General features: G+C 38.3%; 21 protein-coding genes. 3 read left to right on the forward strand and 18 right to left on the reverse strand.

Annotation, left to right across the window (positions count from 1 at the left end):
* Positions 1 to 128: 128 nt before the first annotated feature.
* The 8 genes from LJD61_RS18980 to LJD61_RS19015 form a co-directional block, all read right to left on the reverse strand.
* The gene (locus LJD61_RS18980; RefSeq protein ID WP_255229154.1) at positions 129 to 464 is read right to left on the reverse strand and encodes a hypothetical protein; all 336 of its coding nucleotides are present in this window, start codon (positions 462 to 464) and stop codon (positions 129 to 131) included.
* 130 nt (positions 465 to 594) lie between these two features.
* Complete coding sequence (locus tag LJD61_RS18985; protein ID WP_255229155.1) at positions 595 to 1,608, reverse strand: nucleoid-associated protein; 1,014 nt, start codon at positions 1,606 to 1,608, stop codon at positions 595 to 597.
* Between the two features lie 109 nt (positions 1,609 to 1,717).
* Complete coding sequence (locus LJD61_RS18990; protein ID WP_255229156.1) at positions 1,718 to 2,155, reverse strand: C-GCAxxG-C-C family protein; 438 nt, start codon at positions 2,153 to 2,155, stop codon at positions 1,718 to 1,720.
* 63 nt (positions 2,156 to 2,218) lie between these two features.
* Complete coding sequence (locus LJD61_RS18995) at positions 2,219 to 2,668, reverse strand: GNAT family N-acetyltransferase (protein ID WP_255229157.1); 450 nt, start codon at positions 2,666 to 2,668, stop codon at positions 2,219 to 2,221.
* A complete protein-coding gene (locus LJD61_RS19000) occupies positions 2,655 to 3,143 on the reverse strand; it encodes a GNAT family N-acetyltransferase (protein WP_255229158.1) in 489 nt (162 codons plus the stop codon). The genes LJD61_RS18995 and LJD61_RS19000 overlap by 14 nt, the downstream gene beginning before the upstream one ends.
* On the reverse strand, positions 3,130 to 4,044 hold the full coding sequence (locus LJD61_RS19005; protein WP_255229159.1) for a sugar phosphate isomerase/epimerase: 915 nt from the start codon (positions 4,042 to 4,044) through the stop codon (positions 3,130 to 3,132). Before LJD61_RS19005 ends, LJD61_RS19000 begins: the two co-directional genes overlap by 14 nt.
* A gap of 334 nt (positions 4,045 to 4,378) precedes the next feature.
* Entirely contained in the window at positions 4,379 to 6,247 is a 1,869-nt protein-coding gene (locus LJD61_RS19010) for an ABC transporter ATP-binding protein (RefSeq protein ID WP_255229160.1), read from the reverse strand.
* Positions 6,247 to 8,415, reverse strand: a complete 2,169-nt coding sequence (locus LJD61_RS19015) for an ABC transporter ATP-binding protein (RefSeq protein ID WP_255229161.1) — start codon at positions 8,413 to 8,415, stop codon at positions 6,247 to 6,249. The genes LJD61_RS19010 and LJD61_RS19015 overlap by 1 nt, the downstream gene beginning before the upstream one ends.
* Before the next feature lie 213 nt (positions 8,416 to 8,628).
* On the opposite strand from LJD61_RS19015, the gene LJD61_RS19020 reads away from it, so the two are divergent.
* A complete protein-coding gene (locus tag LJD61_RS19020) occupies positions 8,629 to 9,069 on the forward strand; it encodes a MarR family winged helix-turn-helix transcriptional regulator (protein ID WP_255229162.1) in 441 nt (146 codons plus the stop codon).
* Positions 9,070 to 9,136: 67 nt separating this feature from the next.
* Here LJD61_RS19020 and LJD61_RS19025 read toward each other — a convergent pair whose 3' ends face one another.
* From LJD61_RS19025 to LJD61_RS19035, 3 genes are all read right to left on the reverse strand, one after another.
* Positions 9,137 to 9,859 (reverse strand): amino acid ABC transporter ATP-binding protein, encoded by a 723-nt coding sequence (locus LJD61_RS19025; RefSeq protein WP_255229163.1) that lies wholly within the window; start codon positions 9,857 to 9,859, stop codon positions 9,137 to 9,139.
* Positions 9,852 to 10,541, reverse strand: coding sequence for an amino acid ABC transporter permease (locus LJD61_RS19030; RefSeq protein WP_255229164.1), 690 nt, complete (start codon positions 10,539 to 10,541; stop codon positions 9,852 to 9,854). The genes LJD61_RS19025 and LJD61_RS19030 overlap by 8 nt, the downstream gene beginning before the upstream one ends.
* Before the next feature lie 66 nt (positions 10,542 to 10,607).
* Positions 10,608 to 11,393: a transporter substrate-binding domain-containing protein gene (locus tag LJD61_RS19035; RefSeq protein WP_255229165.1), complete on the reverse strand. Its 786-nt coding sequence runs from the start codon at positions 11,391 to 11,393 to the stop codon at positions 10,608 to 10,610.
* A gap of 483 nt (positions 11,394 to 11,876) precedes the next feature.
* On the opposite strand from LJD61_RS19035, the gene LJD61_RS19040 reads away from it, so the two are divergent.
* Positions 11,877 to 13,283 (forward strand): MurT ligase domain-containing protein, encoded by a 1,407-nt coding sequence (locus LJD61_RS19040; RefSeq protein ID WP_255229166.1) that lies wholly within the window; start codon positions 11,877 to 11,879, stop codon positions 13,281 to 13,283.
* 42 nt (positions 13,284 to 13,325) lie between these two features.
* Positions 13,326 to 14,075 (forward strand): type 1 glutamine amidotransferase, encoded by a 750-nt coding sequence (locus LJD61_RS19045; protein ID WP_255229167.1) that lies wholly within the window; start codon positions 13,326 to 13,328, stop codon positions 14,073 to 14,075.
* An 8-nt stretch (positions 14,076 to 14,083) separates the two neighbouring features.
* Here the strand turns inward: LJD61_RS19045 and LJD61_RS19050 are convergent, their stop codons facing one another.
* From LJD61_RS19050 to LJD61_RS19080, 7 genes are all read right to left on the reverse strand, one after another.
* Positions 14,084 to 14,560 carry a GNAT family N-acetyltransferase gene (locus LJD61_RS19050; protein WP_255229168.1) on the reverse strand — a complete coding sequence of 159 codons (477 nt, stop codon included), beginning with the start codon at positions 14,558 to 14,560 and terminating at the stop codon, positions 14,084 to 14,086.
* 83 nt (positions 14,561 to 14,643) lie between these two features.
* Positions 14,644 to 15,510, reverse strand: a complete 867-nt coding sequence (locus LJD61_RS19055; RefSeq protein ID WP_255229169.1) for a hypothetical protein — start codon at positions 15,508 to 15,510, stop codon at positions 14,644 to 14,646.
* A gap of 65 nt (positions 15,511 to 15,575) precedes the next feature.
* A complete protein-coding gene (locus LJD61_RS19060) occupies positions 15,576 to 16,094 on the reverse strand; it encodes a hypothetical protein (protein WP_255229170.1) in 519 nt (172 codons plus the stop codon).
* A gap of 54 nt (positions 16,095 to 16,148) precedes the next feature.
* Entirely contained in the window at positions 16,149 to 16,325 is a 177-nt protein-coding gene (locus LJD61_RS19065) for a hypothetical protein (protein WP_255229171.1), read from the reverse strand.
* A gap of 70 nt (positions 16,326 to 16,395) precedes the next feature.
* Entirely contained in the window at positions 16,396 to 16,536 is a 141-nt protein-coding gene (locus tag LJD61_RS19070) for a DUF4368 domain-containing protein (RefSeq protein WP_255229172.1), read from the reverse strand.
* Complete coding sequence (locus LJD61_RS19075; RefSeq protein WP_255229173.1) at positions 16,529 to 16,798, reverse strand: recombinase family protein; 270 nt, start codon at positions 16,796 to 16,798, stop codon at positions 16,529 to 16,531. Before LJD61_RS19075 ends, LJD61_RS19070 begins: the two co-directional genes overlap by 8 nt.
* A gap of 207 nt (positions 16,799 to 17,005) precedes the next feature.
* Positions 17,006 to 17,971 carry a helix-turn-helix transcriptional regulator gene (locus tag LJD61_RS19080; RefSeq protein WP_255229174.1) on the reverse strand — a complete coding sequence of 322 codons (966 nt, stop codon included), beginning with the start codon at positions 17,969 to 17,971 and terminating at the stop codon, positions 17,006 to 17,008.
* Between the last annotated feature and the right edge of the window lie 252 nt (positions 17,972 to 18,223).

Consider the following 18,223-nt stretch of genomic DNA (forward strand, 5'->3'; position numbering starts at 1 on the left):
CCTGTTTTGTATGCTCGGTAATATATATTATACTATTTTCATCTTCAAGTGCCTTAAAAACGGTTTAAATGCGTCAATCGAAGAGTTACCGCCTTTATTTCTTAAAATAAAAAAGCAGGAAATTAATCCTACTTTACTTTTTTAATATTATATATCTCAGTTTCATTCTCCAGGGTAGCAGTTTCGATTCTTTCCAGTTTATCCAATATATTTTCGTTGATTCTTTCCTGTCCTTCCAGCTGGTTTTGTTGTATCTCTGCTAATTGTTCCAACCTTGTCTGCATCTGCTCCTGTGTTACTTGTAATTTTTTCTGTCCCTCTTGAAGCCCTTTTATATCTTCCTTAACGCTGTTTATATCTTTCTTAACACCGTTTATATCTTCCTTAACGCCGTTTATATCTCCTTTTAGGTCTATATACATTTTCTCTGCTAGGTCAAATAGTTTATCAATCTTATCTTCCACGGCTACTCCTCCCTTGTGGGTTTATTATACCCTTTTCAAGAGAAATATTGAAGCAGTATCTTCAGTTTATGAATTATTTACTTGGCATAGAATTTTAATCATACTTTTTTATATTATCATAGATTCTGATTCATCTTCCGATAAGCTTGCCTACATTCTTTATCAAAATTGATATAGTCCCATCTGTATTTGTTATAAATTCTAGTCTGTCCCTATCCCCATACTGATCAAGAGGAATGTTTATTTCAATTCCCGTATCGGTTTTGATGACTTGCCGCTCCAATTTCTTAAAGCTGCTTTTGCTCTGAATTTGAAATTCCTTTTTATCTAAACCCTGATTCATTATTTTTTCTTTAAATTCATTTTTTACATCTATATTGTTCTCAAAAACTTCGTTAATGACATTATCAACATTAACCGTACCATTGGCTTCATAATTATCTAACAGTATCTTTTTAAACTGCATTTTTTTCTCAATATCATCATTAAAATGCTTTTTATTGATTCGATCTGCTGTTTTTGTTACAATATCAAGTTTAGATTTGGAGGATAGCTCTGGCTGGCACCCAAGGTAGTATTGGGATAAATAATACTCCTTCTCACCGTTTATTAAATATTTTTTCTCAACCAATTTAACTGAAAAATCATCCAAATCAATAATAATAACCTCTTCCAGGCTTTGGGCTTCAGAGGGTAAAACTGTTTTTTGCTTTACTATCGTATTTTTGGTGCCTGTATCAATTGTTTCAACAAAATGGATATATGAGCTCTTGTAGTTCATTTTAAGCATCGAAAAATATGAATCGCCTTCATAATTAAACGTTGTGAAAATAATATCCGCGGCAGGTATATCAACGTTTTTCTTCATAAGGCTAAATAATTGCAACGAAAGGTTCTCAGTTGCAGCAATAAAGTCATTATTGCCCAGGTATGCTTTTAATTCCTTATAACAATAGTTATCATGATCATCTAATTGAGTAACTTTATAATTATCACCGCTTAGAATTTTAAATATATGGATTTTAATAAAGTCCTCTATTTCTTCATTTAAGTCTAATAATTCATTTGATAAAACCGGTACATCTAAGCTTGAATCCAAAATATGAACTATTGCATTTGTTACTTTTATATTTTCTTTATCCATTATATTCTGCTCCTTATCTTACCGCCGGATTCTTTCTATCCCTCTTATGAATTCCAATGAGAAAAACATATTTATATAGAAGGCTGCGTTTGGTATTTGTATAAATCCATTACAATATTTCTTCGATGATTTCTACCGCCCTTTTTACCAATCCGGAGCAGGTATGCTTGAAAGCTTCTGCCTCTTTGGCTTTATTTAGCTCTTCAGCTATGCTTAAATCATATTTGATCAATTCGGTGCATTTTACAGACCCGAACTCAGCTTTAAAACGTCTGGTAAATTCTTGTATAGCTGAATATGTCTTATCTTTGGATACATTATCCTCCGTCCTGTATTTTCCGTACTTAAGTCCAATCAGCATAAACGCTCCTGTGACAGCTCCGCATGTCTCACCGATATATCCCATTCCGCCTCCGAATGCTCCGGCTATCTTCAAAGCCCTTTCCTTATCCAGATTATAATCTTCACAATAGGATGTAAATACCGCTTGGGCACAGCTAAAGCCTTCGCCGAAGCATTTAACTGCTAAATCCGCTTTTTCACTCATAGAGATTCTCCTCTCAATATACTTTAAAACAATCAATATCCTTAATGCTTGTACATATTTATATCATATTATCTTTTCAAATGCAGTCAAATATATATTTCTGCCGATCTCAATATCTTCTGTTTTTTTATATCCATTTTTCAAGTATAAGTTCACCGCCGGTTTATTTTCCTTTCCGGTGCATACCACTACCTTATTTATGCCGGCTTCCGCTCCTTCTATAAAATTCACCATTTTTTGTGCAATACCCATCCTGAAAAAGCTTGGATGTACTGCGACGCGGTGAATATCCAGAGTGTTTCCTATAACTTTATAGGAAATTATTCCGGCTAAGGCCTCATCTTCAAAATATCCGTAAAAGATTTCGCCGGACTTTCTTAGGCTGTCTATAGTATCCTTTAAAGGCGGTATATCATAAAAATCTATGATCTGCGCCTCGATTTTATATGAAGCCGCCTGCAATTCCAGCACCTTCTCGGCTGTCTCTTTGTCTTGCAAATCAAGCCTTCTCATCATGTAGCCCTCCTTCATTCCTCTGCTCCAAAATGACTGTTCTTTTATAGAAGCCATATTTTTTATAAAAGCTCAATACCTCTTCATTGCCTTCTGCTACCCCGATTATCTTCTTTTTCGCATTATTGCAGTCAAGCCACTCTAATGCTCTGCCCATCAAGCGGTCACCCAAACCAAATTTGCGACATTCTCCGTCAACAAAAATAGAATCAATCTCTCCTTCCGATTTTTCATTTATCGTGCTTATGCAATAACCTATGTAAATATCGTTCTCGCTATCTTTTATTAAGTCTACCTTTATCGATGAATTATCATAGCTGTCAAATTTACTTTTTCTTTCCTCAAACTTAAAATTTCTATATTTATCAGAAAAATTCTCTGACTTAATCTCATGATGCTTGTTTAATTTTTCCCATAAGGGCTTTACAAAGCCTAACAGTTCTTTGCCTCCGCTCATGAATTCAAACCTGTTCATACATTATCCCTCCACTCCCTAGGCTGCACAGCCTGTCTACCCATTGATAGCATTCTTCCAGCTCCGCATCGCTTATCAAATGAGACTTATGCTCAAACAGAACCTTATAGCTCCCATTTACTTCATTCAAGGTCCTAAAGTATGCTTCCATATCGCCCCATCCATCTTCCGGCTTTAAAGAACTAAGTGCAGGGTAATGCCCTGTCTCACTGATCCTGGCATTCCATAAATGCACTAAATGAGCATACTTGCCGAACTTTTTAACTATATCCAATCCGCTAAAATTATGATCAATGCAATCCTGCAGGTGGATTCTTCCGAAATCAAGGCATAGCCTGATATTTGGATAATCGTCCAGCAAGCCTTCCAGAAGGTTTGTATCATATATATATCTATTCAGTGCATCCAACTCTAATACCGGGGTAAAATTATGTTTCATTCCTTTATCTGATAATATTTGAAAAAAATTTCTGCTTCTCTCTTCAAAATACTCATAGGGCATTTCGGATTCATAATAGTACTCGGTATCATCTGAAAACCTCCAGATTTTCCAATCAACATTATCATCTAATATCACCGGCTTTGGATAATGAAGCAAAATATAGTCCGGATTTAACTCTTCTGCTCTGACAAATTCATTTTCCATATAACTAATCGATTCTTCATAGGTAACATTGTCTTTAGAAAGATATTGGGGATCTCTGGATCTCCATTGATTCTTCAGCAATGGAAAATGAATGCCTACTTTCAGATTTCTCCTCCTTATATTATCCTTCAATATCTTCAGTTCCTCAACAGACTCCATTTGATTGACTTCAATTCCGAAGAAATAATCCCTGAAATCTCTGTTTTGCCTATCAATATCAAATTTGTCAAACTGACCGATCAGAAATCTTTTCATTTGCTCCTCCTGATAATCTATATAATATAATTCGCGATGCTAATACGACTAGATATTACCATAAATATATAATTTTTTCTACATGTTAATAATGACCTGATTTTCTAACTTAACTCGTTGTGTTGGCTGATAAAAGAGTATTTTGTGAAGAGGCGTAGAGTTTGTTAGTTTTGACACAGCCCTATACAAGCTTACAAAGTCTTAGCCTCGAAGCTCTATACTTGTTATCAGCTAACACAACAGCTTAAGTTAAAAGAAAGGACGCCCAAAGGGCGCCCTGCAAAATTCTATAAAACTAAGCCGTATAAACTAAGGCAAAATATGAAAATATATTTTATGCGCTTTCAAACTGGCTGTTATACAATGAAGCATAGAAGCCTCCCACAGCCAGTAATTCCTCATGATTTCCATGCTCCACAATATCTCCGTCCTTCATCACCAGGATCATATCTGCACCTCTTATGGTCGACAATCTATGGGCGATAATAAAGCTGGTCCTATCCTTCATCAGGTTTTCCATAGCTTTTTGTATCAGAACCTCGGTGCGGGTATCTACAGAGCTTGTTGCTTCGTCCAATATCAGTATTTTAGGGTCTGCCAATATTGCACGGGCTATGGTTAATAACTGCTTTTGCCCTTGAGATATATTGCCTGCTTCTTCATTTATCTCCATGTTATATCCGTGAGGCAAGGTTTTTATGAAGGGATGGGCATGGGCAGCCTTAGCAGCCCTGATAACTTCCTCGTCTGCGGCATCCAGCCTGCCGTAGCGTATGTTTTCCATGATTGTGCCGTTAAACAACCAAGTGTCCTGCAGCACCATGCCAAACATGCTCCTCAAATCATTCCTGCTGAATTCCTTGATATCATGTCCGTCGATCGATATTCTTCCGCTGCTGACATCATAAAATCTCATGAGAAGCTTTACCATCGTAGTCTTTCCGGCTCCTGTAGGCCCTACTATGGCAACTCTCTGGCCTGGTTTAATATCTGCATTGAAGCCCTTGATGATCATATCGTCCTGATTATATCCAAAGCGCACATCCTCGAAGGATACCTGACCCGCAATATTCGTAATATCCGTCGGCTCAAGATTCTCCTCGATTTCCTCCTGCTCCTCCAAAAATTCAAAAACCCTCTCTGAAGCCGCTGCTGTGGATTGGAGGACATTGGATATTTGAGCCACCTGAGCTATAGGCTGGCTGAACTGACGCACATATTGTATAAAGGAGAGTATATCCCCAACCTCGATAGCCTTTTTAACAGCAAGCCAACCGCCCATTATGCTCACTAAAACATATCCGATATTGCCGATAAATGTCATGATGGGCATCATCATACCGGATAAAAACTGTGATTTCCAGGCGGAATTATATAGTTTATCATTCAGATCATTAAACTTTTCTACGGCTTTCCCCTCTCCATTGAAGGCCTTGACTATTATGTGGCCGCCGTATACTTCCTCAACATGTCCATTTACTTGACCCAGATAAAGCTGCTGCTGCACAAAATATTTCTGAGACCTTTTAACTACCAAGGATATAAAGATAAGCGACAGGGGCAATATCAATATTGATGCAAGAGTCATTAACCCGCTGATAGAAAGCATCATAACAACAGTACCGATCAGCATGATCACAGATGTAATTATCTGCGAAATGCTCTGGTTCAGGGTTTGGCTCACAGTATCAACATCATTTGTTACTCTCGACAATACCTCTCCATGAGTTTTTGTATCAAAGTATTTCAAGGGCAGCTTGTTTATCTTTTGTGATATTTCTTTCCTTAAATTATAAGATACCTTTTGTGCCACTCCCGATAAGATAAAGCCCTGCACAAAGGAGAATACTGCACTGATAATATATAGCCCAAGCAAAAGAAGCACCGTGTCTCCGATATATTCAAAATCAATGCCGGCACCCTGGGCGCCTGAAACCTTGCCTATCAATCCCTCAAAAATCTTTGTCGTGACTTTTCCAAGTATTTTAGGGCCTATAATAGAAAAAACAGAGCTTCCCACTGCAAAGAGTATCACTACAATAATTGAAAAAAGATAGGGCTTTAAATATCCTATTAGTTTTTTCATTGTTCCTTTAAAATCCTTAGGCTTTTCCGGAATGCCCCTCATATGCCCTCCGCCCATTGGGCCTCCTCCCATTGGCTTCATGCCTGTTTTGGTTTCATTTTTTCTCATTTCACTCATTATGCAAGCTCCTCCATTGAAAGCTGTGATAAAGCTATTTGCCTATATACTTCGCATTCTTTCATAAGCTCTTTGTGGCTGCCTATGCCTGCAATTTTACCCTCATTAAGGACAATGATCCGGTCTGCATTTATGATCGTGCTTATCCTCTGTGCAACTATAAGCAAGGTGCTATGGGCCGTCTCCTTCTTTAGGGCCTCACGGAGCAGTGCATCGGTTTTAAAATCAAGGGCAGAAAAGCTGTCGTCAAAGATATATATATCAGGCTTTTTGACAAGCGCCCTGGCGATTGAAAGCCTCTGCTTCTGCCCGCCTGAAACATTGGCGCCGCCCTGAGAAATATCGGCTTTAAACCCTTCAGGCTTCGCTTTTATGAATTCCGAAGCCTGGGCTATGCCTGCCGCCTTAACCAGTTCTTCTTCAGATGCGCCTTCATTGCTATATTTCAGATTGCTTTCTATAGTCCCCGAAAAAAGAAGCGCTTTTTGGGGTACATATCCTATTCTGGCTCTTAATTCATGCTGAGGGACCTTGCTGATGTCCACACCGTCAATCAGTATTTGGCCTTCTGTTGCGTCATAAAAACGGGGTATGAGATTGATAAGCGTGGTTTTCCCGCTGCCGGTGCTGCCGATAAATGCAGTTGTCTGCCCGGGCTCGGCAGTAAAGCTTATATGCGAAAGGACATCCTCTTCTGCGCCGGGGTATCTAAAGCTCACATCCCTGAACTCAACATGGCCGCTTCTATTTTCCCCGAAATTCTGAGGCTTTTCAACATCTCTCACCAGTATCTCCGAGCTTAGGATTTCTTCTATGCGCTCAGCAGAAACAGCAGCTCGGGGCAGCATTATGGAAACCATGGAAATCATTAAAAACGCCATGATAATCTGCATAGTATACTGTATAAAAGCCATCATATCGCCAACCTGCATTGCACCCTGGTCAATCTGGTGAGCGCCCACCCAAACGATCAGTAAAGTAACTCCATTCATGATCAGCATCATTGCCGGCATCATGAGAGACATTACTCTATTGACAAACAGATTCGTTTTTGTCAGGTCTCTGCTTGCAATATCAAATTTTTTCTCTTCATGCTTTTGAGTATTGAATGCACGTATGACCAATATCCCCGTAAGTATCTCTCTTGTTACCAGGTTCAGCCTATCTACAAGCTTTTGCACAACTTTGAATTTCGGAATTGCTATATAAAACATAGCAGCCACTATGATCAAAATAGCAGCTACCGCCACTCCAATAATCCAGGCCATGGAGTAATCGCTTTTAAAAACCTTTATTATCCCTCCAATACCTAATATGGGAGCATAGAAAACAATTCTCAAAAGCATTACCGTCAACATTTGAATCTGCTGAATATCATTAGTGGTTCGCGTGATCAGCGATGCGGTGCTGAATTTATCAAATTCGCTGCTGGAAAAGCTTATGACCTTTCCGAATACATCTTTTCTAAGATTCCTGGAAAGCCCTGCCCCAACCTTTGAACCAAAATATCCTACAGCTACAGTGACGCCCATGCTCAGCAATGCTATAAGCAGCATAATTGCACCGGAACGCAGTATATAGCTTGTTTGAATCTTATCAGTATCCATTCCTAGAATTTTATATTCCTTACGGATATAGGAGGTTGCGCTCTGGGTTATCATGGAATCGGGCATACCCGCAAATCTCTCACCGGCGCTGTTTTTCATAGACTCTATCTGAGCCGGCGGTATGTTTGAAAGAGATATGCCCATTTTCTCCAAAGCTTCTGCGGCAAGGATGGGCTTGCTCATGATCAAATTAAGCCGGCTTATTTCATTCTTTGAATTTGCATTCAATGTGTAAATAGGTTCTTCTGATAGACGAGGGTAAATCTTTGTATAATAATTATAATCATTTTGAGATATGCTGCTTTTATCCAAAATAGTATAGCTTTTCGATACCTCCACTTTATCTTCTTCATTCATAAATAGCATAAGTCTATCAAGCTCGCTTTTGCGTATTGCTTTAGGCACTCCATTCTCTATTCCGCCTTGCTGAATCCCAATATTTACAATGTTGGAGGTGTAGCCAGGCAATGACAGATCACAAGCAGCCTGAACCCAAAGCAGCGCGATAATTGCAGTGATAGACACAATAAATGGCCTAAGATAACCTTTCAGCTTTAACATGTTTCATCTCCCTCGACATATTTTTGTAAAGGTGCTATAATATTATAAATTATATTTAATATATATTTATAATAAACAATTATTTACTATATTAAATTACACCTTAAGAATGTATTTGTCAATTGTTAAATTTGAGCTATTATATGAAATAGTATTTACAAAATCATTTGATTTCAGAGAAGATATTGAGTGCATAGAAGGGATTGTGGTAGAATGCCGGATAAAATAATTGAGCAGTTGGCTAACGACCTTTTTCATTTAATGCCCATGTTTAAAAATAATCTTATCAAGCCTTTAGAAAAAACAGCAAAAACCTTAAGCCCTATGCAAATTCACATATTGCTATATTTGAAAGGCAAGGAACCTATCTCCATGTCGGAGCTTGCTGCCGGTTTAAACATTTTGAAGCAGCAGATGACTCATTTGACAGACAAGCTGGAAGAGAACAATTTGATCGTAAGAATTCATGATAAAAAAGACAGGCGCTCTGTCAAGGTATCAATTACACAATCAGGAATAGACTATCTTAATGATTTTCGAAAAGAAGCGCTGGATATGATCATGAGCAAACTTGAGCAATTATCGGCTGAGGATATTGATGAGCTTCATGGGGCTATGCACAGCATATATAAGATAATGAAAAAGCTATCATAGATTATCTTGAGCATCAAAAAGACAGTTAAAGCTGTGTTAAGCTCCAACTGTCATATTTTCTATTGATTTAAAGGACTTTGCTTAGAAATTCCCTGGTTCTGGCGTTTTGAGGATTATTGAAAATTTCCTGCGGAGTTCCCTCTTCTGCTATAAGACCGTTGTCCATGAACAATATCCTGCTGCCGACTTCTCTCGCAAAGCCTATCTCATGTGTCACTACCACCATGGTCATGCCTTCTGCCGCCAGCCTTTTCATTACTTCCAAAACCTCTCCCACCATCTCGGGATCAAGAGCTGATGTAGGCTCATCAAAGAGCATTACCTCCGGCGACATGGCCAGCGCTCTTACTATTGCAATCCTCTGTTTTTGCCCTCCTGAAAGCTGGTTCGGATAACTGCCAGCTTTATCCTCAAGTCCGACCCTCCTCAGCAAATCCAGGGCTTCTTTTTCGGCTTCTTTCTGGCTCTTCTTTTTTAGCTTTATGGTCGCTAAAGTTATATTTTTCATAACAGTCATATGAGGAAAAAGGTTGAACTGCTGAAATACCATGCCCATCTTTTCTCTTTGTTTATCTATATTTGTTTTTTTGCTGTTCATTATCGTGTCTTTAAATAATATTTCGCCGTCATCCGGCACTTCAAGCATATTAAGGCATCTGAGAAAAGTGCTCTTTCCAGAGCCGCTTGGACCTATAACAACAACAACCTCTCCCTTTTCTATATGAGTATTGATGCCTTTTAAAATATGAAGCTTTCCGAATCTTTTATGCAAATTTGATACTTTAATCACTTACTCTCATCCTCCTCTCAAGCAAACCAACAAGCTTGGATGCCGTAAAAGTGATGGAAAAATATATAACCGCAGCTACTATGAGGGGCTCAAAGCCCTTCGCCGTAGCGCCTCTTACAATATCTCCGGCCTTAGTAAGCTCCATTATCCCAATTACTGATACGACGGAGGTTTCCTTAATCAAGGTAACAAATTCATTTCCCAATGCAGGGAGTATATTTTTGAAGGCTTGGGGTACTATTACATACCGCATTGCCATCGACTTTGTAAGCCCCAATGATCTGGCGGCTTCCATCTGCCCTTTGCTGATGGATTGTATGCCTGCCCGGATGATCTCAGCTACATACGCTCCGCTATTGATTGCCACCGCTGCGGCTCCTGCCATAAAATCCGATGAATCATAACCTATCAGCTTTGACAGTGCAGGTATCTCCGGAAAACTGATATATTGTGTCACACCAAAATAAAGTATCATTATTTGAATCAATATCGGTGTGCCTCTGATGATTTCAATATATGCCACTGCGACATATTTCAAGGCTTTATTATCCGACAATCTCAGCAATGCAAACATAAGACCCAATATTATGCCAAAGAATAATGCTATACAAGTAAGAAGTATCGTATTTTTTGCACCGTTTATATAATACCAAGCGTATTTATCTAAAAATAAAAAGCTCAAAGTTTCTCCCCCTACAACTGCTTCCTCACATTTTCAAAAAATTATAATTATTCATTTAAATCAGCCTTATTCTGCAGCTTCAGAAGAAAGCTTTATTGCCTTTGTCACATACTCGTCTATTTTGCCCTCATCAGCAAGTCTTTTTAATGTTTTGTCAACCTGCTCAAGCAGCTTTGTGTTTCCTTTTGCAACGGCTGCCGCTGCTCCCCCGACTTCATCCTGCACCTGTACTTCACTTATGATGAGTTCAGGATTTTCTTTGACATATGCTTTTGCAACAGGCAGCTCCACAATAATAGCATCGCATTTTTTTGATTTAAGATCCAAAACAAGATCTCCAACCTTTTTTAGAGTTTTTAATTGGCATCCTGCCAATTGAGTGCTGGCTATTTTTTCTTGGGAAGTGCCTTGCTGTACTGTCACCTTCACATCTTTGAAATCCTCGGCAGTTTTATACTTATCTTTGTCTTCTGCTCTGATAACGACTCCTTGTTCAGCCTTATAATATATCTCTGAGAAATCTGCATTCTTTCTTTTTTCATCATCAGGAGTCATGCCCGCTAAAACCATATCGATCTTCCCCGCTTCAAGGGCGCCTAACAGTGCTGCGAAATCCATATCCTTGATCTCAAGCTCTTTTCCCATGTCCTTTGCAATCTCTGCTGCGATATCAATATCAAAGCCTACTATATTATCTTTTCCTCCATCCATCATGTGAAACTCGTAGGGTGGATAATCCGCACTTGTACCTACCACAAGTTTATCTGCTTTTTTCCCGCATCCCGCAAAAGATAAAGCTATAATTGCTACAACAGTTAGCAAAATTAATTTTTTTAACATCTTTTTCAACATTTCTTCCTCCTAACATCTCATCATCTATAATTTATTCACGAATCAACATTATACACTTAATCGCATTATTATGCAATACTTTTGTATAAATAATCGTACTTATGTTTGAGGTCCTCGATCTGGAGATATTATTACCATGCTTGAACGAGACTTCATTCAGAGGGGGATTCAACCCCCACTGAATGTTAGTCGAGTCCATAGAAGGTGAATTGCCCCACAGGGGCAAGAGAGGCTGCCCTGGGGCACTGGACTTAGCGGCTCTTGACACCCGCCGCCTATAGAGGCGGGTGTCTTAGAGCGGGTTAGTTCAGTGATCAACAATTAAAAGTGCAATTAAGGGCTTATGGCTGTCACAGCTAATGTTAATCGTACATAATATGGTAGTACTTAGATACTTATTTTCTTAATGCTGCACACTTAAGATAATTCATCGAATATATAGGGATTCTGCAGCAAAATATCAAACTTTTGGCGGTGTTTGACGTGAATATTAAATATAAGCTTGCATCAGTTGTATCAAAGACATTATGCAAGGTGTGCAGAGCTGTGAGATTCGGAGGCACATCTTTTCCCGGTAAAGCCGCATCTATAATATATCCGAACGCATTAAAAGAAGCAGCTAAAAATTATAAAATAATCATGGTCACCGGAACCAATGGCAAGACAACAACAACCCATATTATAGGCCAGATCCTTGAAGAGAACGGCATCAAATATATAACAAACAAGTCAGGGGCAAATTTAACGGCGGGAATTGCCAGCACTTTTCTCAATTCAATAAAGCTTTTAGGAGAATCGCCTGTTCGGACTGCATTGATTGAAGTTGATGAGGCGGCATTCAATAAAATATGTGATTTTGTCGAGCCTGACATTTTGATCGTTACAAATTTCTTCAGAGATCAGCTGGACCGCTATGGAGAGCTTTATTCAACTCTGAATAATGTCAGGCTCGGGGTGCAGAAATTAAAAAACACCAAGCTCATATTAAATGCGGATGATTCCATGTGTGCGTCCCTCGGCAGAGGCAGCGATAAAAAGCTTGTGTATTTCGGGATCGGCCCCAATGCATACAAGAATGCTGAGAAGCCAGCTTATTCGGATGCGATGTATTGTATCTATTGTAAAAATAAGTACATCTATTCTAATTATATATATGGACATCTGGGTGGATTTAGATGCACTAACTGCGGCTATATGAGGCCGCCTTCCAGCATTACATGTTCCAATATCGATGAATTGAACAGTTCTGACTCTCTGATTCAGATATCAATTGAAAGCTCGGAAGGCAATAAAATTAAAAAAGAGTTATATAAGACCAAGATAGGCTTGCCAGGGCTTTATAACATATATAACTCTTTGGCAGCTCTATCTTGTGGGGTTGTTTTGGGCTTGCCCGTAAAAAATTCTTTAAAATGTCTTGGCAGCCTGAAAAGTGGATTTGGGAGAATGGAAGAAATTGACGCAGGGAATAAGAAAATCTGGATAATTTTAGTGAAAAATCCCTCCGGCTTCAATCAGGCTATTGATTTGCTTACAAAAGCAGAAAAACAAAGCCAAATTGCCCTCATAATAAATGATAAGGTTGCCGACGGAACCGATATTTCATGGCTATGGGATGTGAACTTTGGAAAGCTGCAGCGGGCGTCGGAGGAAACCGGCAATATTTTTGTTTCCGGCATCAGAGCAGAGGACATGGCCCTAAGATTAAAATACGATGATTTCAATACAGCGAAAATAAGTATAATAAAAGATTATGACAAAATGATATGCGAAGGCTTAGATAATTCATTGGAGGACAGTAGTTTTTATATATTGGCGTCCTATACTGCAATGCTTGATATCAGGAAGCACCTGAAGGACATGTTTGGGCTCAAGGAATTCTGGGAGTAAAACGGCAGGCTGCGTACTTAGGAAATATAGAGGTGTAAAAATATGTATGAACTCAGGATATGTCATCTTTATCCAAACTTATTGAATTTATACGGAGATATAGGAAATATTAAAACTTTAAAAAAACGTTCAGAATGGCGCGGAATAAGCGCAAAAGTAATAAATTTGACTATTGGCGAGAGTTTCGTCCCCGAAAACTATGACATAGTTTTTCTTGGAGGCGGTCAAGATTATGAGCAAGAAATTGCACAAAATGATTTGCTGAAGCAAAAATCCAATGAAATTAAAAATGCAATAAAAAATGATAAAGTCTTTTTATGCATATGCGGCGGATATCAAATGCTCGGCAAGTTCTACAAAACCTGGGATGGCAAGGAGATCGAATTCCTCGGTGCACTAGATCTCTGGACGATAGGAAGCAAAAAAAGGATGGTAGGAAATATCGTATTTCAATGCGACTTCCTTCAATCAGAGGATTGTGACGGAAGAATAGTGGGTTTTGAAAACCATTCCGGGAGAACCTATCTTGGCCCGGAAGTTAAACCTCTGGGAAAGGTCTTAAGCGGATACGGAAATAACGGCGAGGATGGATACGAGGGTGCAATCTATAAAAATGTATATTGTTCATATTCTCATGGCAGCTTGCTTCCTAAAAACCCTGCATTAGCCGACCATCTGATCACAAAAGCACTGAAGCAGAAATATAAAGATTTCACCTGTTTATCACAGCTTGATGATAAATTTGAAATTTTAGCTCATGATTCAATGATCAAAAGGGTGATAGGTAAATAAAATGCCTATCACCTTGTCCTTTTTATTTCCAGCCACTCTGTTTTCAATAAATCCATATATACTGCATCACTAAAAGCTCCTTTTCTGCTGTCAAAAAAACCTTCTCTGATAATCCCTATTTCCTTAAAGCCCAGCTGCTTATATAATTTATGCGCTCTTTCATTGTCTATCATTGAGGTCAGCTCAATCTTGTTGAGATTAAGCGATCTGAATAAAAAATCTATAAAATGATATAGAGCATCCTTCCCATAGCCTTTCCCCTGTTCCACCATCTCACATATCTTAATGCCAAATTCACATTTCTGGTTTCTTGGACTCCAATCAGCATAATTAATTTCACCTATCGGTTCCATAGTGGCTTTTTTGCAGATGATAAACCTTTTCTTTTCCGGTAAAATATTGTAGTTTTCAATCTCATTAGTGATATTTCTTCTGATCGCTTCTTTGCTTTGCATTGTTCCAAAAGGAAAAGTTGCATGAGCCATCATCTCCCCGTCGTTTCACCATTTATATAGATAATCTTCATCTCCCAGCTCTAATTGTCTGATAATAACATTCTCTCCTATTATCATAGTACACTCTCCTCCCACTCTCTCCATGCTTTCTTAATCTCATTGATCAACCATTCTCCGTAAAAATAGTAATAGCCTTCATGATCCTTTATAATTACCCAATCTAACTGCTCCGTACACCAATAAATATCAAATCCATCTATATAATAAGGATCAAATACAGACAAATCCATTATATATGAAGCAGTACCTATACCCCCCGTATTTATTTCATAGATTTGACTTGTTTCCTGCTGTCTTAAGATATTAATGATTTCATCTGAACCAATCTCTATTTTAAGATCTTCTTCCTTAAAGCACAAAGTCATTTCTTTTTCCAGGCCAGGTTTATAGCATACTGCATGTATTTTCCTTTTTATTTCACTTATTTCATTTTCTGATAATGCCCTTCTATAAAATAAAGGTGCTGCGTTTATTAAATCTTCTTCACATATATTATTGATATACTCATAAAATTTTTTCTTTTCCGCATTACAGATTTCTATTTTTACTTCATCCGAAATATCAAAATGTTTTCGTCCATCTATTTCAGATTCATGACATGAATGTATGACTGATTCTTTAATTTGACTTAAAGAGTAAAAGTTTTCCGGCGTATTGCCCTCTATTTTCCTTAAGATTGCTTCTAATATTTCTATTTTAATATTCCAATAAGGATGGCTTTCACTAAGTTCATCAATCAATCTTTTTACTTCGACATCGTCTTTGAATTCATTCGTTGACTTAATGTAATCGCAATTATTTTTTTTATAGATTTTATTGAACCGCTCACCTATTTCCATGTTTCTATTTTTTATATCAGTCAATATATCAATCAGATATCTTCTTGATATTGTATGAAATCCGGCAATTCTATCCTTCACGCTTTGATCATCTCCTTATGAATTAATAAAAATCCGGGCACCGATGGAGCTGCATTACTCTTATATCAGCCTAAATCATGAGAATACACTATATCAAAATCATTTTCATTTACAATAGACAGTTCCATTTTCACAACTTTCCCACTGAATTGAGCAAATTTTTTTGCCATTTCACCAACAATAGCGCCCAGGTTTTCCGTTTCGCTATGATAAAGAGATATATGAGGCAGCCATAGACCGCTTTCTGCCCTTGTCCACTTATTGCAATAAGAATCATATTCTTGATGGTATTCCTCATAATACCTCAATAGTTTTCCTGAAGTAGAAGGTATACAAGCTATGCAGTCAGTTGTCAGTAATCCTAATGCCGTACAGCTGATATCGAAGGATTCTTTCCCTTCTACAAACTTTTTAGTGTATTGTATAATCTCCTCTACATCAATATCAATAAAATTAGCACAAGTAATATGTCCATAGATAGGGTTATATTCAATATCAAATACTTCTAAAGCCTTTCTGAGCATTTCTAATTTCTGGTTAGTTGTCTCATCTAATACCCAAATAGCACATACCTCATTAACCATTTGTACCTCCAAACTTTATATAAATAATCCTTATGTCACGTAGTATACAAGGTACTAAACATAGTATTTGCTGTACCACCTTGGAATTTTATCTTGAAAGCAATCCTTTAAATAATGCACTTTCTCCGGCTTTATCGACATATCATCGGCTTCCATCATTTTACTTACATATGTAGATATTACTATATATGTTTCGCTATTTCTACATACTATTGCTATTAATCTGATCAACGTAAAAGGACGCCCCTTAGTTAGTCCTTAATAAGACAGTAGTATTCCGAGGTATGGCATAGCGTAAAAGCTACGCCATTTCTTCATGTATCGGGGTATTCAATTCCGGCAAAATCCCCACCAAATCATAGCTGATGTGAATATTCTGCCTGCGCTTTCCGTCCGACTTATTCGGTGCTTCTACAAACACCTTGCTAACCAAATCATTCAAGATGGTGGGCGTTAGTTCCGTTGTTGATGGCAATGAAGCGAATGCCTTTTTCAACAAACAGAACCTCGGTGTAAAATTCTACCTTTAAGTAGTCACGCCCAAGTCTGGACATATCCTTGACGATAAGTGTTTTGACCTTTCCCGCTTCAATCTGCTCCAGCATATCGTTCCAGCCAGGGCGGTCAAAGTTGGTTCCCAAAAATCCATCGTCCATGAAGAAAACCGGGTTAGAAAAATGATTGTCCTTTGCGTACTTACTCAAAATGGCTTTCTGATTGACAATGCTGTTGAAATCCCCTTACAGTTCATCGTCACGGGAAAGCCGAAGATACAAGGCTGTGATTGTTTCAGACTGCCGCATGTTTTCCTCCTTTTCCGGGCAGTTTGCCAAATGACGGCTTTTTTTTATATGCCGTCACAGGCAGAATAGCTATACTATTTCAATTAGCGTTTAGGCAGTAGATTTTATTTACTTCCGCACTGGTCTGATATACTTAAAATGCCGTTCTGGATTAAAATAAAAGTAAATTATTCTACCGGGGGAAGTATCAAAGCAGTAACCAGTACCTGCAAAATCAAAGGTTGCCATTGCCTTTTCAATCTTTTCCTCCACACTACGATTTTCCTGCTCATAGTCGAATGGTCCATGTTCAAAAACAATATACTCTGCTTCTGGAACATCTATCATAAGCATTTGTGGTGGTACTTCGCCTTTATAATCAAAAGGAAGGCGTACACCATGACACTCTGTACGTGGAATACCCCAATCGCAAAGTCTGCCGTTCGGGTCATTGATATACGCCATAATTTGACCACTGCCGCTGTTAGCTTCGCTCCCTCCATCGTCGTCCAATTTGCCCTTGATACTATCGAGCAAGCCGCAAATTGTTTCGTAGTCCTGTCCCGGAATAAGACTTTGCTTTTGCCAAAAATCCCAATACCCATTACTCTCATAGTTTTTAATGTGCAAAAATTTGTGTGCGGGAATGGTTACAAAATAAATTTTAACATCACCTGTAGATTTTATCATTCCAATCTCTCCTAATCCTAAAAAGTAACGGTCGAAAGGGTTTATTTTTGTACGAAGAACGACAGGCGTAGGCTTTTTTCGGTATTCACTTGGAGCTACACCATATGCTCCTTTGAAAGCTCTTGTAAACGCTTCATGTGATGAAAAACCATAATCAAAAGCAATATCCAAAAGGCTTTTTTCACCATCCCGAACCTCTTTTAGTGCAAAGGCTAATTTTCTATGCCGCAGATAATCCCTAAATTGCATACCCGATATTTCTTTGAATTTTCTCGTTGTATAAAATTCGGAATAACCCAGCCTGCGAGAAAGAAAGCGTAGTGTCAAGGCTTCATCATTATAATTTTTAATACATTTGTCAATTTCATCAACGATTATTTGAATTTGCTTCTGCCACTCGTACATTCATCTGTTCACCTCGTTTCAACCACCCTACATTTATTATAAAGAAATAGAGAGGTTACTGCTTGATTTTACTTGCTGTTATTCATATTATAAACGGAGAATTAGTTTGTGACAACAACTAGAGAAAGTGCAGCTTTGTGTATCTTTACGGCTCTATTTCCACGTTCCGCTAAACGGCAAGCAGGGCAAGTGTGCACACACTTGCCCATTTTTAGACATTTTACTTGGCAGCCACCCATAAATAATATAGTT

The sequence above is a fragment of the Lutispora saccharofermentans genome, assembly GCF_024363565.1.
GTDB lineage: Bacteria > Bacillota > Clostridia > Lutisporales > Lutisporaceae > Lutispora > Lutispora saccharofermentans.

What these genes read in the sequence shown, in the direction of transcription:
- LJD61_RS19010 (WP_255229160.1), bottom strand. Translation starts at nt 6,247, where the DNA reads ATGAGTGAAATGAGAAAAAATGAAACCAAAACAGGCATGAAGCCAATG.
- LJD61_RS19050 (WP_255229168.1), bottom strand. Translation starts at nt 14,560, where the DNA reads ATGGCTCATGCAACTTTTCCTTTTGGAACAATGCAAAGCAAAGAAGCG.
- LJD61_RS19020 (WP_255229162.1), top strand. Translation starts at nt 8,629, where the DNA reads ATGCCGGATAAAATAATTGAGCAGTTGGCTAACGACCTTTTTCATTTA.
- LJD61_RS19035 (WP_255229165.1), bottom strand. Translation starts at nt 11,393, where the DNA reads ATGTTGAAAAAGATGTTAAAAAAATTAATTTTGCTAACTGTTGTAGCA.
- LJD61_RS18985 (WP_255229155.1), bottom strand. Translation starts at nt 1,608, where the DNA reads ATGGATAAAGAAAATATAAAAGTAACAAATGCAATAGTTCATATTTTG.
- LJD61_RS19015 (WP_255229161.1), bottom strand. Translation starts at nt 8,415, where the DNA reads ATGTTAAAGCTGAAAGGTTATCTTAGGCCATTTATTGTGTCTATCACT.
- LJD61_RS19045 (WP_255229167.1), top strand. Translation starts at nt 13,326, where the DNA reads ATGTATGAACTCAGGATATGTCATCTTTATCCAAACTTATTGAATTTA.
- LJD61_RS19080 (WP_255229174.1), bottom strand. Translation starts at nt 17,971, where the DNA reads ATGTACGAGTGGCAGAAGCAAATTCAAATAATCGTTGATGAAATTGAC.
- LJD61_RS18990 (WP_255229156.1), bottom strand. Translation starts at nt 2,155, where the DNA reads ATGAGTGAAAAAGCGGATTTAGCAGTTAAATGCTTCGGCGAAGGCTTT.
- LJD61_RS18995 (WP_255229157.1), bottom strand. Translation starts at nt 2,668, where the DNA reads ATGAGAAGGCTTGATTTGCAAGACAAAGAGACAGCCGAGAAGGTGCTG.
- LJD61_RS19000 (WP_255229158.1), bottom strand. Translation starts at nt 3,143, where the DNA reads ATGAACAGGTTTGAATTCATGAGCGGAGGCAAAGAACTGTTAGGCTTT.
- LJD61_RS19060 (WP_255229170.1), bottom strand. Translation starts at nt 16,094, where the DNA reads ATGGTTAATGAGGTATGTGCTATTTGGGTATTAGATGAGACAACTAAC.
- LJD61_RS19005 (WP_255229159.1), bottom strand. Translation starts at nt 4,044, where the DNA reads ATGAAAAGATTTCTGATCGGTCAGTTTGACAAATTTGATATTGATAGG.